This window comes from Pantoea sp. PvP021, from assembly GCF_054056055.1.
Map to the genome: position 1 here is coordinate 1477668 of NZ_JBSRXX010000001.1, position 14619 is coordinate 1492286.

General features: G+C 54.9%; 15 protein-coding genes. 7 read left to right on the forward strand and 8 right to left on the reverse strand.

All coding sequences use genetic code 11. From position 1 onward, the window contains the following. The 4 genes from ACVKSX_RS06820 to mntR form a co-directional block, all read right to left on the reverse strand. Entirely contained in the window at positions 1–1569 is a 1569-nt protein-coding gene (locus tag ACVKSX_RS06820) for a DHA2 family efflux MFS transporter permease subunit (RefSeq protein ID WP_010254360.1), read from the reverse strand. After that, positions 1566–2711 (reverse strand): HlyD family secretion protein, encoded by a 1146-nt coding sequence (locus ACVKSX_RS06825; protein ID WP_010254357.1) that lies wholly within the window; start codon positions 2709–2711, stop codon positions 1566–1568. The genes ACVKSX_RS06820 and ACVKSX_RS06825 overlap by 4 nt, the downstream gene beginning before the upstream one ends. Before the next feature lie 150 nt (positions 2712–2861). Further along, positions 2862–3971, reverse strand: a complete 1110-nt coding sequence (locus ACVKSX_RS06830) for an SLC13 family permease (protein WP_022625975.1) — start codon at positions 3969–3971, stop codon at positions 2862–2864. 20 nt (positions 3972–3991) lie between these two features. Beyond that, complete coding sequence (mntR, locus tag ACVKSX_RS06835; protein ID WP_010254350.1) at positions 3992–4450, reverse strand: manganese-binding transcriptional regulator MntR; 459 nt, start codon at positions 4448–4450, stop codon at positions 3992–3994. Between the two features lie 253 nt (positions 4451–4703). Between mntR and ACVKSX_RS06840 the strand changes: the two genes are divergently transcribed. Further along, positions 4704–4895 (forward strand): hypothetical protein, encoded by a 192-nt coding sequence (locus ACVKSX_RS06840; RefSeq protein WP_061901628.1) that lies wholly within the window; start codon positions 4704–4706, stop codon positions 4893–4895. 240 nt (positions 4896–5135) lie between these two features. On the opposite strand, the gene ompX is transcribed toward ACVKSX_RS06840, so the two are convergent. Then, positions 5136–5648 (reverse strand): outer membrane protein OmpX, encoded by a 513-nt coding sequence (ompX, locus tag ACVKSX_RS06845; RefSeq protein WP_010254344.1) that lies wholly within the window; start codon positions 5646–5648, stop codon positions 5136–5138. A gap of 368 nt (positions 5649–6016) precedes the next feature. On the opposite strand from ompX, the gene rhtA reads away from it, so the two are divergent. The 5 genes from rhtA (at position 6017) to glnQ (ending at position 10284) form a co-directional block, all read left to right on the forward strand. Next, positions 6017–6931 carry a threonine/homoserine exporter RhtA gene (gene rhtA / locus ACVKSX_RS06850; RefSeq protein ID WP_191913754.1) on the forward strand — a complete coding sequence of 305 codons (915 nt, stop codon included), beginning with the start codon at positions 6017–6019 and terminating at the stop codon, positions 6929–6931. Positions 6932–7257: 326 nt separating this feature from the next. Beyond that, entirely contained in the window at positions 7258–7761 is a 504-nt protein-coding gene (dps, locus tag ACVKSX_RS06855) for a DNA starvation/stationary phase protection protein Dps (RefSeq protein ID WP_010254336.1), read from the forward strand. Between the two features lie 319 nt (positions 7762–8080). Further along, on the forward strand, positions 8081–8827 hold the full coding sequence (glnH, locus tag ACVKSX_RS06860; RefSeq protein WP_010254333.1) for a glutamine ABC transporter substrate-binding protein GlnH: 747 nt from the start codon (positions 8081–8083) through the stop codon (positions 8825–8827). A gap of 78 nt (positions 8828–8905) precedes the next feature. Beyond that, on the forward strand, positions 8906–9565 hold the full coding sequence (gene glnP, locus ACVKSX_RS06865; RefSeq protein WP_022625976.1) for a glutamine ABC transporter permease GlnP: 660 nt from the start codon (positions 8906–8908) through the stop codon (positions 9563–9565). Then, positions 9562–10284, forward strand: coding sequence for a glutamine ABC transporter ATP-binding protein GlnQ (gene glnQ / locus ACVKSX_RS06870; protein ID WP_010254327.1), 723 nt, complete (start codon positions 9562–9564; stop codon positions 10282–10284). Before glnP ends, glnQ begins: the two co-directional genes overlap by 4 nt. 315 nt (positions 10285–10599) lie before the next feature. On the opposite strand, the gene rlmF is transcribed toward glnQ, so the two are convergent. Further along, entirely contained in the window at positions 10600–11532 is a 933-nt protein-coding gene (gene rlmF / locus ACVKSX_RS06875) for a 23S rRNA (adenine(1618)-N(6))-methyltransferase RlmF (RefSeq protein ID WP_010254323.1), read from the reverse strand. A 141-nt stretch (positions 11533–11673) separates the two neighbouring features. Here rlmF and ACVKSX_RS06880 point away from each other — a divergent pair, with 141 nt between their 5' ends. After that, positions 11674–12306, forward strand: coding sequence for a flavin reductase family protein (locus ACVKSX_RS06880; RefSeq protein WP_022625978.1), 633 nt, complete (start codon positions 11674–11676; stop codon positions 12304–12306). Positions 12307–12309: 3 nt separating this feature from the next. Here ACVKSX_RS06880 and ACVKSX_RS06885 read toward each other — a convergent pair whose 3' ends face one another. Continuing rightward, complete coding sequence (locus ACVKSX_RS06885; protein ID WP_354438501.1) at positions 12310–13827, reverse strand: HAL/PAL/TAL family ammonia-lyase; 1518 nt, start codon at positions 13825–13827, stop codon at positions 12310–12312. Continuing rightward, a complete protein-coding gene (locus ACVKSX_RS06890) occupies positions 13824–14618 on the reverse strand; it encodes an ABC transporter ATP-binding protein (protein WP_022625980.1) in 795 nt (264 codons plus the stop codon). The genes ACVKSX_RS06885 and ACVKSX_RS06890 overlap by 4 nt, the downstream gene beginning before the upstream one ends. Position 14619 lies beyond the last annotated feature (1 nt).

Here is a 14619-nt window from a genome sequence, read left to right on the forward strand (position 1 = left end):
TTAGTGTGCTCCTGCACTGCCTTCGCTCTTAATCGGCGACAACAGCCAACAAAATGGAATCAAAATCAGGGCGACAATACTCAGGCCTGAGAAGACATCGATGTAAGCGAGGATACGCGACTGCGCAATCATCTCCTGATAGAGCTGACCGGTTGCCAGCGTGACGGGATCGCCCACCGCCGAGGTAAAGTCGCGTATCGCCTGCGCCCAGTGCTGAAGCGTAATGTTGAACGGCTCATTCAGCGGCGTCATGTTATGCACCATGTGCGCTGACCGCACCTGTTCGCGCTCGGTAATGGCAGCGGTCGAGAGTGAAATCCCAATCGATCCGGCCACGTTACGGAACATGGTAAACAGCGCCGAGGCGTCAGCATTAAGCCGCTGCGGAATGGTGACAAAGGCGATAGTCGTCAGCGGGACAAACAGGAAACCCAGCCCGATTGACTGTGCGCTGCGCATCAACACCAAAGTGGTGAAATCGACGTTGGGCGTTAAGGTGGCGGAGTAGAGAAACGCCACGGCCAGACAGCTAAAGCCAAAGGCAATGATGTAGCGCGTCTGAACGATTGGCATCAGTTTCAGCACCAGCGGTATGGTCAGCACAATCAGCACCGCGCCAGGCGACAACACCAGACCTGACCAAGTGGCGGTGTACCCCAGATCCTGCTGCGCCAGCTGTGGCAGCACTACGGAGCTGCCATACAGAATCATCGCCATCCCCGCCATCAACAGCCCGGCGACCCAGAAGTTGCGGTCTTTCATCACCAGAATATCGACCACTGGCTTACGGGCATACATCAGCCAGTAGATGGCACCGACGATGCCAATCAAGGCCAGAATGGCGAACAGCACGATAAAGTGCGAGGCAAACCAGTCCTCATCCTCTCCGCGATCCAGCATCACCTGCAGACAACCCAGTCCTAAGGTAATCAGGCTGATACCGATATAGTCGATCTTCAGTTTACCTTTGGCCCATTTACGCTCCCACGGTGGATCTTCCAGCAGCTGATAGATCGCCAGCACGGTAAGTACGCCGACCGGAATGTTGATAAAGAACACCCAGCGCCAGCTGTAGTTGTCGGTAATCCAGCCACCTAATGTCGGACCAATCACCGGCGCGACAATAATGGCGATAGAGGAGAGCCCAAATGCCTTGCCGCGATCTTCCGCCTTGAAGTAGTCCAGCAGCACAGACTGCTGAACCGGCTGCAATCCGCCACCAAAAAAGCCCTGCAGCACGCGGAACAGAATGATTTGCCACAGTTCGGTAGCGATGCCGCACAGGAAGGAGCAGATGGTAAACATCACGATGCAGATCAGGAAAAACTGTTTACGGCCAAACAGTCGGCTGAAGAACGCAGAGATAGGCAGCACAATGCCGTTCGCCACCAGATAGGAGGTCAGCACCCAGGTTGACTCATCGTAACTGGAGGAGAGCGAACCGGCGATATGCGGCAGCGCCACGTTAACAATGGTGGTGTCGAGGATCTCCATAAACACCGCCAGCGTGACCGTGATCGCCACTAACCACGGATTACTGGCGGGTTTCCAGCTCTGCGCCGTACTCATTCCACCGTTACCTTCGGTTCAACAGAGAGACCCAGCGGCAGAGGATGGTTCGGATCAAGGCCCTTGTCGATGACGATTTTCACCGGCACGCGCTGAACGATTTTCACATAGTTACCGGTGGCGTTTTCTGACGGGAAAGTCGAGAAGCGTGAACCAGAGCCCATCTGAATACTGTCGACATGCCCTTCCAGCTTCATATCCGGCCAGGCATCGACGCTGATTTCAACTTTGTCGCCAGGATTCATGTGTTGCAGCTGAGACTCTTTGAAGTTAGCGGTGACCCAGATCTCAGGCGAGACCAGCGAAAACAGCGACGATCCCGCCTGCACCAGTGTGCCCAGCTGAACGTTACGCTTGGTGACAAACCCGTCATAGGGCGCGCGAACCTGGGTATAGGAGAGATTAAGATCGGCCGTGCTTAACTGCGCCTTCGCCTGCTCAACCTGTTGCTGACGCGCTTCAACATTGGTCTCCTGCTGGCGAATCTGCAGAGCAACCTGTGACGCCACTTCAACCTGTGCTTTCGCGCTTTGTAACTGCGCCTGCGCTGAACGTAACTGCGCGGATGCGCTGTCGATATTACGCTGACTGGTCGCACGCGGGTCGACGCCGCGCTGGCGACGATAATCCGCCTGCGCATTGAGCAGATTCGCTTCGGCTTTCGCCTGATCCGCCAGCGCCTGATCGCGCTGTGCCGGATACTGTACCTTTGACAGCGCCAGTTGAGCCTGCGCCTGATGCAGCTGTGCGACAGCTAAACCGAGCTGCGCATTAGCCTGTTCACGCTGGGCACGATTGTCGCTGGGATCGATCTCCACCAGCAGATCGCCCTTCTTCACCCGCTGGTTATCTTTCACCAGCAGCTTCACGACATAGCCGGAGGCTTTAGGCGCAATGGTAACGGCATCGCCTTCGGTAAAGGCGTCGTCGGTGGTTTCAATATTGCGGGTAGTGAACCAGAACCAGAAGCCGACAATCAGCATAATCACCACCACTACCGCCAGAATAATCAGTGGCTTTTTACCGGGGCGTTTACGCTCAGGCTGCTGGTCGTTGTCCTGATTTTCCTCTGACTGACGGTTTTTATCCGTCGCATTCTCTGCGTCCTGCTGGTGTGGATCGCGTTGGTTATTCTCGCTCATAGTTCCCATCACTGGCTAAGGCCCTAATTCCCGGGCATAAAGGTCCTGTTAACCTTATATCGGAAACTGACAAAATCCAGCGCAACTTTACGAAACTTGAGAAATGGCGCACATCCTGCCACCTGTGGCGGGTAGCAGGATGCGTCGGGCCTAATTAAGCAGCCGCAACAGCAGCCAGCCGCTGGCCATCGACCAGGCAAGCAGAGGGAGAGAAAAGAGATGGAAATGCCACCAGACGGCCCGATCTTTCGCCATACGCAGGGCAATCAGGTTAGCGAGCGAACCCGGCAGCAGGCCGAAACCGCCAATATTGACCGCCCAGGCCAGCACATCTCCAGGCGGGACTTTTTGCAGCAGCAGAATCGTCGCCGGAACGTTGCTGATCACCTGTGACAGACCAATCGCCAGCAGGTAGAGCTGCCCCTGACCGAAATGAGAAACCGCATCAAAGTGAGCCTGCATCACCGGCAGACGCGTCATCAGGAAGACGTCAATAAACATGGCGATAAACACCGCCAGCAGGCTCCAGTCGATGCGCAGCAGCACTGGACGCGCCATCACCAGGAACGTGGCAAGAATCAGCAGCAGGACCCAACCGGTGATTTCCAGCTCCAGGCCGGCGATAAACAGCAGGTATAGCACCACGCTGACAATAAACAGCGGCTTCTGCCACTGCGGCTGTTCCGGGTTGTCATGCTTATCAATCGACCGCTTTGAAAAGCTGAACCAGGTTAATACCATCAGGCTAAGCAGCAGCCAGGCGGCCAGCGGCAGCATCTGCACAATAAACGCGACAACACTTAGTTTGCCGTGGCTCCACAGCAGAATGTTTTGCGGGTTGCCGACCGGCGTCAGCAGGGATCCGGCGTTGACCGCCAGCGCTTCGAAGATGATCAGTCGCGAGATGGGTAAGTGAGAGAACTTTCGCAGCGTCAGCGTCAGCGGCACCAGAATAAACAGCGCCACATCATTGGTCAGAAACGTAGAGAGCAACGCGGCAGCCAGCACCATAAACAGCGCCAGCGCACGTTCGTGCCGGAAACGCGCAATCAGTCGTCCCCCCAGCACGTCAAAGTAGCCACTGGTTTCCAGCCCTTTGGTCAGGATCAACAATCCGGTGAGCGTAATAATGGTATGCCAGTCTACGGCACCGGGCAGATCGGCCCAGCGAAAATCCGCCAGAAATGCCAGAACTACACCAATCACGATTAATAAATGCAAAACAGAGTCATGCAAAAAAGATCGAAGCAGTTGAGGCATGATGAAGGTACGCCTTAGCGTTAGCGGGTTTCGGAGAATTTCTTAAATACGGCCAGCGTTTCATCACTGACGTGATGCTCAATCCCTTCTGAATCACGTCGGGCAGTTTCGGGACTGATGCCTAACGCCAGCAGAAAACTTTCAACAATGTGATGACGGGCGCGACTCTCCTCTGCCAGTTTCTCCCCTTCACCGGTCAGAAAGACACCGCGGTAAGGCACCTGTTCAACCAGCCCGGCACTGCCAAGCCGCTTCAGCATTTTCGCTACGGTAGGTTGTGAAACGCCCAGGCGGGCCGCCATATCAACCTGACGCGCTTCGCCAAATTCACCAATCAAATCAGAGATTAACTCAACGTAGTCATCAATTAATTCCCGACGATGCGCTTCACGCACCTGCCGAAAACCTTCGACATGCTCTTCAATATCTTTCAGTGGTCCTTTTGGCGCAGAAACCACGCTTTTAGCACGACGACTCATTCAGCTTCCTCATTATTTTTTCCCGTACTGTCACTGCTGTACGGATTTAGCTGCGCTCATTGTAAACCAGCCGCAAAGAAGCTCAAATTTTTCGTCATTAGCCTTGGCTAAAGGATATAGCCAGTGCTATATTTGACGATAATGTAAGCAGCAAAAGAGCGATCCCAGTTGATCCTCTGTTGCTCCGGTGATGATGACGCCTCTCACCGCAGGCTGCTGACTACCGCGTCGACAATGATTGGGAGGTGATTCTATGAGCACCCTGAAATGTTGCTTAGATTGCAGTAAATGCTTCCAGGCTGAGAAGAAAACAACCACGGAGATGAAATCCTGGCTGTGCCTGCTGACGCGTTCACCGTTCACACTGCGTCTGATGTTGCTGGAAAAACTGCTGGGCCATAAGCCTGACGATCGTCGCTGTCAGAATCTGATCTGGCGCGGCTAATCCTGATTCTATGCCTTTCAGCCGCTGGCTGAGAGGCGCACTCTCCCTTTCTGCTCTCTTTTTTTCCTGTTTCCCCATCGAATCAATATGACCTGCGGCTTCAACCAGCATGGCTGCTGATCGGCTACAGCGATCCGGAAAAGTCGGGAAACGTGCAGATACGAAAGAAGGGTGAGTAAATCAGCACAATAAAAAACGGCCCACAAGGGGCCGCTTTTTTGCAGGTCAGCTAAGCTAAACTTAGAAGCTGTAACCTACGCCAGCAATCCAGGTGCCAACGTCAACGTTACGGATACGGCTCTGCTCGTAACCAACGTCAACTGCGAAGTCCTGAACTGGGTTAAACTGCAGACCTGCGCCGTAAGAGAAACCTACGTCGCTTGAATCAGTTTTATCGCGTGATGAAGTATCGTTCTGCTGGAATTTACCGTAGCCGATACCCACAACACCGTAGATGCTTGCCCAGTCGTTCAGACGGAAAGCAGGACCACCGGTCACACCGTAGTACTGGCCTTTGTTATAAATGCCAGAATCGGTGTTATCTTTTTCTGTGTAGGTGAATGAACCGATCCAACCCAGTGGGTTAGAACCGTCTTCGTAGCGGTATTTCAGGTTGAAGCCGTTAGCTTTGTTAGCTACGCCCTGATAGTCGCTCTGAGCATAGCCACCAGTTACGGTGCTCTGTGCCATTGCTGAACCTGCAGATACTGCCAGTACACAGGCTAATGCTGAAAGACATGCAATTTTTTTCATAACCACCTCAAATGTGAAAATACTTCTCTCCTGACAACGCTGAAAATATAACAAAAAATAGCGAGAAACTCTGCCCGGATTTTGTTGTCTAACAGAATGTTTGGTGTAACAGGAAGTTAATGCGACAACCTATGTCATTCATTTTTCTTATAAAATCCGTCATCTTTCTGCAATAATCATTTTGTGCTCATTTCGTTCTTTAAGTTAAATCCTAAAAAAACCTGACATTTCTTTACCTAAATGGCCCTGATTCTGGCCAAAAATCGCTCAGTTGAGAGAAATTTAAAACTCCATTCCGTGATTTTTTGCCTGCTATTTCCTTTACACTGGCTGACTCATTACGTTGATGACCAGGAAAAGTACACAGGATGTCTGCCTCTCCCTCTTCTAAAAACCTTGCCCCGATAGTGATGCCGATTGCCGTGCTGCTGATTGCGATGCTGTCGCTTCAGGGCGGTGCTTCGCTGGCGAAAAGCCTGTTTCCTGCCGTTGGCGCTACCGGCATCACCGCGCTGCGTCTGGGATTTGGCACCCTGATACTCTGTATTATCTTCAAACCCTGGCGTTTACGCTTTAGCCGGGAGCAACGTCTGCCACTCCTGATGTATGGACTGGCGCTGGGCACAATGAATTTCACGTTCTATCTGGCGATTCGTACCGTGCCGCTGGGTGTGGCGGTGGGACTGGAATTTACCGGCCCACTGGCGCTGGCGCTATTCGGATCGCGCCGGCCACTGGATTTTGTCTGGGTGTTGCTGGCCGTGATTGGTCTGTGGTTCCTGCTGCCTTTTGGCACAGGCATGACTGCGATTGATCCGCTGGGCGCTGCGCTGGCAGTGAGCGCAGGCGCCTGCTGGGCGATCTATATCCTGGCGGGACAGCGGGCAGGCGCAGAACATGGCCCGGCGACAGTGGCTATCGGGTCGCTGATTGCCTCAGTGATTTTTGTACCGCTGGGGCTGACGTTCGCAGAAAGTGGTATCTGGACATGGGCAGTTATGCCGATCGCGTTGCTGGTTGCCCTGCTCTCCAGCGCCATCCCCTATTCGCTGGAGATGATCGCCCTCACCCGCTTACCGGCGCGCATCTTCGGCACGCTGATGAGTCTGGAACCCGCCATGGCTGCCTTTTCAGGCATGCTGTTTCTGGGGGAAACCCTGACCGGGCTTCAGTGGCTGGCGCTGCTGGCGATCATCATCGCCTCGGCAGGTTCAACGCTGACCATGCGGCCGAAAAAGAGTCAGTTAAACAGCGTTGAATTATCAGACGATATCCAAAAATAAACGCTATCCGCCCCGCCTGCAGGCGGGGCTAAATAATAATCATGCTCATCATGAGAATTATTCCTAATCTTCGCTCCTTCCTGAGTTGCCTATTTTGAAACAGACACTTACCAGTTATTTACATAATAGAATAACAACATGATTTAAATAGCTATTTATTTGGTTTTATATTTTAACATGGCATTAACCTTCTTAGCCCAGCTCTGCTCTGACTAAAGACGCACGCTATTTCATCCATCGACAAAGTCGTTTCTGCAAAGCTGAAAAGCGCTGCTATACTTATCCGGTACTTGATTAGGACAACCATCAAAGAGAGGACTGAAACGATGAGTACCGCTAAATTGGTTAAAACTAAATCTTCTGACCTGATTTATACCCGCAATGATGTGGCCGAAGACGATAAAAAAGCCACCATCGCGGTGTTAAACCGTCTGGTAGTCGAGTTTATTGACCTGTCATTGATCACTAAGCAGGCGCACTGGAACATGCGCGGTGCTAATTTTATCGGTGTGCATGAGATGCTGGACGGCTTCCGCACCGCGATTACCGATCATCAGGATACTATTGCCGAGCGTGTGGTTCAGCTGGGTGGCGTGGCACTGGGCACCACGCAGGTCGTTAACGATACGACTCCGCTGAAGAGCTATCCGCTTAATATTCACAGCGTTCAGGATCATCTGAAAGCGTTGGCAGACCGTTACAGCGTTGTCGCGAATGACACCCGTAAAGCAATCACTGAAGTGAAAGACGAAGATACCGCTGATATTTTTACTGCGGCATCACGTGACCTTGATAAATTCCTGTGGTTTATCGAAGCGAACATCGAATAAGACTCAATGCAGTCTGTCAGGCGGGGAAACCCGCCTTTTTTACGTCTGTGTTACCGCATTTTTATGACCCTGTTAACAGTTCTTCCCTCCTCCGCTTCACAGCCTTAACATCTGAGGCACACTACCGCTTGCACCAAAACAGCCACCTGCACCAAAACTGAGCACCAAACTGGTGCAATGGCAGAATTAACTGCAAAATCGTGTCAGCTATGTTATTTAACTCTCTGATTTCGCGGATTTTGCAAAGTTGGCATAATTCTTTCATATGACAAGCCGCAAACGCAGGCCCTGCCGCCTGGTAGTAAAAAAAGGAAAAATGATGAAGTCACTGTTAAAAGTTTCTGTGGCCGCGCTGGCGCTGGCCTTCTCTCTCTCTTCCACTGCAGCAGACAAAAAGCTGGTCGTCGCCACGGATACCGCCTTTGTTCCGTTTGAATTTAAACAGGGTGATAAATATGTCGGCTTCGATGTGGATCTGTGGGATGCCATTGCGAAAGAGCTGAAGCTCGATTACACCCTGAAGCCAATGGACTTCAGCGGCATTATCCCTGCACTGCAAACGCGCAATGTCGATCTGGCACTGGCGGGTATCACCATTACCGAGGAACGTAAAAAAGCGATTGAGTTCTCTGACGGCTATTACAAAAGCGGTCTGCAGGTGATGGTGCGTAACAATGAAAACGACATCAAAGGCATCAGCGATCTGAACGGTAAAGTGGTCGCAGTGAAAAGCGGCACCGGCTCCGTGGAATACGCGAAAGCCAACATCAAATCCAAAGATCTGCGTCAGTTCCCGAATATCGACAGCGCCTATATGGAGCTGGGCACCAACCGTGCGGACGCCGTGCTGCACGACACGCCAAACATCCTTTACTTCATCCATACCGCCGGTAAAGGCCGCTTTAAAGCGGTAGGCGATTCAATTGAAGCGCAGCAGTATGGTATCGCCTTCCCGAAAGGCAGCGACGATTTACGTGAAAAAGTAAACGGCGCACTGAAAACCCTGAAAGAGAACGGCACCTACAACACGCTCTATAAAAAATGGTTCGGCACCGAACCTAAATAATAATTTGACCGTTATCTGATTTCAGCAGGGAAACTTTTTCCCTGCTTTTTTCCATCGCAACATATCTGGAGTGACACCATGGAGTTTGACTGGAGCGTCATCTGGCCCGCCATGCCGGCGCTGCTTGAAGGCGCTAAACTGACCTTAATTATCTCAATTATTGGACTGGTTGGCGGCCTCTTCATCGGCCTGGTAGCGGGCTTTGCCCGCGCTTACGGTGGCTGGATCACCAATAACATCGCACTGGTGTTTATCGAAATCATTCGCGGCACCCCTATCGTGGTGCAGGTGATGTTTATCTATTTTGCTTTGCCGATGGCGTTCCCCGACCTGCGCATTGATCCCTTCAGCGCGGCGGTGGTGACCATCATGATTAACTCCGGCGCTTACATTGCCGAGATTACCCGTGGTGCCGTGCTGTCGATCAACAAGGGCTTCCGCGAAGCCGGACTGGCGCTTGGCCTATCGAGCCGCGAGACGCTGCGCTACGTGATTATGCCGCTGGCGCTGCGCCGCATGCTGCCACCGCTGGGCAACCAGTGGATTGTCAGCATCAAAGATACTTCGCTGTTTATCGTTATTGGTGTGGCTGAACTGACCCGTCAGGGTCAGGAGATTATTGCCGGTAACTTCCGCGCGCTGGAAATCTGGAGCGCCGTCGCGATTATCTATCTGGTTATTACGCTGGTGTTGAGCTTTGTGCTGCGCCGCATTGAGAAAAGGGTGAAAATCCTGTGATTGAATTTAAAGATGTCTCCAAACATTTTGGCCAGACCCAGGTGCTGCACAATATTGACCTGAAGATTAACCAGGGCGAAGTGGTGGTGATTATCGGCCCATCCGGTTCCGGTAAATCAACCCTGCTGCGCTGTATTAACAAGCTGGAAGAGATCACCAGTGGCGAACTGATTGTCGATGGCCTGCGCGTCAATGATCCGAAAGTCGATGACCGCCTGATTCGTCAGGAAGCGGGCATGGTGTTTCAGCAGTTTCATCTGTTCCCACAGATGAGTGCGCTGGATAACGTCGCCTTTGGTCCTATCCGTGTGCGCGGTGCCAGCAAAGAGGCGGCACGCCAGCTGGCGCGTGAGTTGCTGGGCAAAGTGGGCCTCGCCGAGCGCGCGCACCACTTTCCGTCTGAGCTTTCCGGCGGCCAGCAGCAGCGCGTGGCGATTGCCCGTGCACTGGCAGTTAAGCCGAAAATGATGCTGTTTGATGAGCCAACCTCAGCGCTCGACCCGGAACTGCGTCACGAAGTGCTGAAGGTGATGCAGGATCTGGCGGAAGAAGGCATGACGATGGTGATTGTGACGCACGAAGTAGGCTTCGCACAGAAGGTGGCCTCACGGCTGATCTTTATCGATAAAGGCCGGATTGCGGAAGATGGCGATCCCGACAGCCTGATCAGCAACCCACCGAGCGAGCGTCTGCGCGAATTCCTGCAGCACGTCTCCTGATCAAAATGGGCCGCTAAGCGGCCCGTTAAAACTGATGACAATCCAAACCAGGGTAAATCTGGCAGCAACGAATAAACCCGAAGCACAGGGAACCCGGTCAGAAGAGGAAAGCGTCCCGCGCCAGGGACGGCGCGGGCCGAGCGTGTCATGGATGACAGCCTTTGCGTCTTTCCGATCTGACCGGGTTCCCTGTGCCAGCTCGGTCTTACCTCCACCGAGTCGGGCGTTGTCAACAATCAAAACGGGCCGCATCGCGGCCCGTTCTATTTTACTCTTCGCCCACAGATACACCTGTTACCCATGTAAAGCGACACCTCAGTTCCCCAGGCGACTCAGTAGTTTAGTGCGCTGGGCGGCAGGCATAAAACTCCACGCCAGGAAGCGACTCTGCTTCTGACCCTGCGCCATATTAACCACGCGCATCTCCGCCACGTCGAGCGCCTGCAGCTGTTTTTCCAGCGCCGGTAAGTTCTCTTTGCGCGACACCAGCGAGGTAAACCAGCCGATCTGACGACTAAACGCCACGCTCTCGGCGATCATCTTGCCGATAAAACCTTTTTCGCCACCGGGATACCACAGCTCATTGTGCTGGCCGCCAAAGTTGAGCGGCGCACTCTTATCCAGTCCGAGATTGCGGACCTTACGCTGCGATCCCGATACCGCTTCTTCCGCCGACGCGTGGAACGGCGGATTACACATTACTGCACTGAAAAATTCAGTTTTACTGACCACACCAGCCAGCACTGCATCGCTGTTTTTCTGACGACGCAGACGGATCTGGCGCGTCAGGCGCGGATTGGCCGCAACAATGCGGTTAGCGGCTTTGATGGCGGCTTCATCGACTTCGGTGCCGGTAAAGCGCCAGCCATATTCTGCCGCGCCAATCAGCGGATAGATGCAGTTTGCACCGCAGCCGACATCCAGAACGTCCGCCGTTGGGATCACGCCGTTGTTATCCAGCGCCAGCAGATCGGCAAGGTAGTGCAGATAATCGGCGCGTCCCGGCACGGGCGGGCAGAGTGAGCCGGGAGCCAGCTGCCAGTCGATGTCGTAAAATAGTTTGATCAGCGCCTGGTTCAGCAGCATCACCGCCTCCGGGTCCGCGAAATCCACGGACTGCACGCCATACCCATTGGGCCGGACTTTGGCTTTCAGCGGCGGATGGGCAGCGGTTAACGCGGCAAAATCGTATTCGCCCTGATGGCGATTGCGGGCGTGGAAGGGCGACGTGCTGGCTGACTTTTTCATACGTTCTCTCAATTATTCAGGCGCGCGTACAATACGCTGTAGGCGGCGGAAAATAAACCCGCACCATCCGCTTACCTCTTTCCGATTCCGTCGGGCGATGCTGTCGGGCTAAGATAAATAAAATTCCCTGCTGGAGAAGTTATGACCCGGAAACGCTATTCCTATCAACCCCGTGCTGGTCACGGTCTGCCGCACGATCCGCTGAACGCCATTATCGGGCCGCGCCCGATCGGCTGGATTAGCTCAGTGAGCAGCAGCGGCCAGCACAATCTGGCACCTTACAGCTTCTTTAACTGTTTCAACTATCATCCACCGATTATCGGTTTCGCCAGTAGTGGCTGGAAAGACAGCGTGAGAAATATTGCTGAGACCAAAGAGTTTGTCTGGAACCTGGCGACGCGTCCGCTGGCGGAAGCGATGAACGAAAGTTCCGCCTCGCTGCCTGCCGATCAGGATGAGTTCGCCTTTGCCGGTTTAACGCCGCTGGCGGCTTCACAGGTCAGCGCCAGTCTGGTGGCAGAGAGCCCGGTCAACTTCGAGTGCCGCCTGACGCAACTGATTCAGCTGCAGGATGCCAGCGGCAATCTGATCGACAGCTGGCTGGTGCTGGGGGAAGCGGTGGCGATTCACATCGATGAATCGCTGCTGGAAGAGGGCATTTATCAGACCGCTAAAGCCGAGCCGATTCTGCGCGCGGGCGGCCCCAGCGCCTATTACGGCATCAGCGAAGCGCAACGTTTTGATTTAGTCCGTCCGGACGCACGCCGCAGGTAATCCTCACCCCACAAGCGCATCGGCCCGGTGCGCTTTAATCTGAGCTACCGCGCAGGCGATGTCGGGTGCCAGCCAGCGATCCTGCTGCCAGCGCTCAACAACCTGCCGCAAATGCTGCCAGGCGCGCCGCGTGCCTGCTGCCAGCTGTGACTCACCGTGAAACTCCAGCGCCTGCGCCGCCAGCAGATACTCAATCGCGATAATGTGATCAACATTGCTGACCAGTTTCAGCAGCTTCAGCGCCGAGCCGGTGCCGAGGCTCAGATGATCCTCCTGTAATCCTGAAGTGACATAGTTATCAAGCACCGCAGGCTGCGCCAGCTGACGGTTCTCCGCGCAGAGTGATGCCGCCACGTACTGCGCAATCATCATGCCGGAATTGACGCCCGGCTCGGCCACCAGAAACGGTGGCAGGCCGCTGACCAGCGGATTCACCAGCCGATCAAGCCGTCGCTCGGCGATGCTGCCCAGCTCCGCCATCGCAATCGCCAGCAGGTCGCAGGCCATTGCCACCGACTCGCCATGCGGATTGGACTGTGACACCACGCGCCAGGCCTGCGGCGTCCCAAGCACCAGCGGATTGTCGGTACAGGCGTTGAGTTCGTTCTCCACCTGACGGACAGCGTGACTAAACTGATCGCGACAGGCGCCGTGCACCTGCGGCATCGAGCGCAGACTGAGTGCATCCTGAGTCCGGATGCCAACGCTGGCTTTCAGCAGCGGGCTGTCACTCAGCAACTGGCGCAGGCGTTCGCCACTGCGCTGAATCCCCGGGCTGGCCTTCAGCGCCAGCACCTCAGGGTCAAACGCCACCAGCTGACCGCGCAGCGCCTCAAAGCTCATCGCACCGGTGACGTCTGCCCAGTCCAGCAGCCGTTCGGCATCGTCCAGCGCCAGACAGGCTAAGCCGGTCATGCAGGGCGTGCCGTTGACCAGGCTCAGCCCCTCTTTGGCACCAGGCCGGTAAGGGGCTAATCCCGCCTGGGCCAGCGCCTGCTGCGCCGGAACGATTTCGCCCTTCCACTCCACCTCGCCGATGCCAATCAGCGCCAGGCCGATATGCGCCATGTGGGTCAGATACCCCACCGATCCCTGCGACGGTACCTGTGGGGTAATCTGTAGGTTTAGCAGCGCCAGCAGCTGTTGCACCAGCGCCACTGAAACACCCGATTTGCCGTGGCTGTAGTTCGCAATCGCAGCGCACAGAATGGCGCGGACCTCGGGTTTTGCCAGCACCGGCCCGACGCCACAGGCATGGCTCAGCAGGGTATTGCGCGACAACTGGCTCAGTTCATCTTCAGACAGGGTGATGTTGCACAACGCCCCCAGCCCGGTATTGATGCCGTAAGCCACCTGCCCCGCCGCCACGATATTACCGACGATTTCACGGCTCTGCGCAATTCGCTGCCAGGCACTGTCGCTCAGCGTCAGGGTGGCGCCGTGCCGGGCGACCTGCACCAGCGCCTGCCATCTCAGCGGGCCATCGCCCCAGACCAGCGTCTGACGTATTACGTCGCTCATACCACCGGCTCCACCTGATGATGACTGGAGATAAACTGCTTAAAGCGCGCCGATCCCGCCTCGCCAAACATCGCCTCTGGCGTGCCCTGACAATCAATAGTGCCCTGATGCATAAACACCACCCGGTTAGAGACGTTGCGGGCAAAACCCATCTCATGGGTCACCACCAGCATGGTGCGGCCCTCTTCCGCCAGGCTGCGCATGACCTTCAGCACCTCGCCTACCAGTTCCGGATCGAGTGCCGAAGTTGGCTCATCAAACAGCATCACCTCCGGGTCCATTGCCAGCGCCCGGGCGATCGCCACCCGCTGCTGCTGACCGCCTGAAAGCTGGGCGGGATAGAAATCTTTGCGATTCAGCAGACCGACCCGATCCAGCAGCTGTTCCGCCTGGGCAATACAGGCTTTTTTATCGCGCTTGAGGACGTAGTGCGGCCCTTCAATGACATTCTGCAGCACGGTCAGGTGCGACCAGAGGTTAAAGCTCTGAAACACCATGCCGAGCCGGGAGCGCAGCCGCTCAATCTGACGCGGATTAGCCGCCAGCTGGTGTCCCCGGGCGTGGCGCTTCATCTCAATGGTTTCACCGCCCACGCTGACCACGCCCGCATCAGGCGTCTCAAGCAGATTAATGCAGCGCAGCAGCGTACTTTTTCCCGAGCCGCTGGCACCGAGTATTGAGATAACATCGCCCTGGTGCGCCTGCAGCGAGATGCCTTTTAGCACCTCCATGGCGCCAAAGGATTTATGGATATCGCTGGCCGACAGCGTGACGGGTGGCAGTTCAGACATG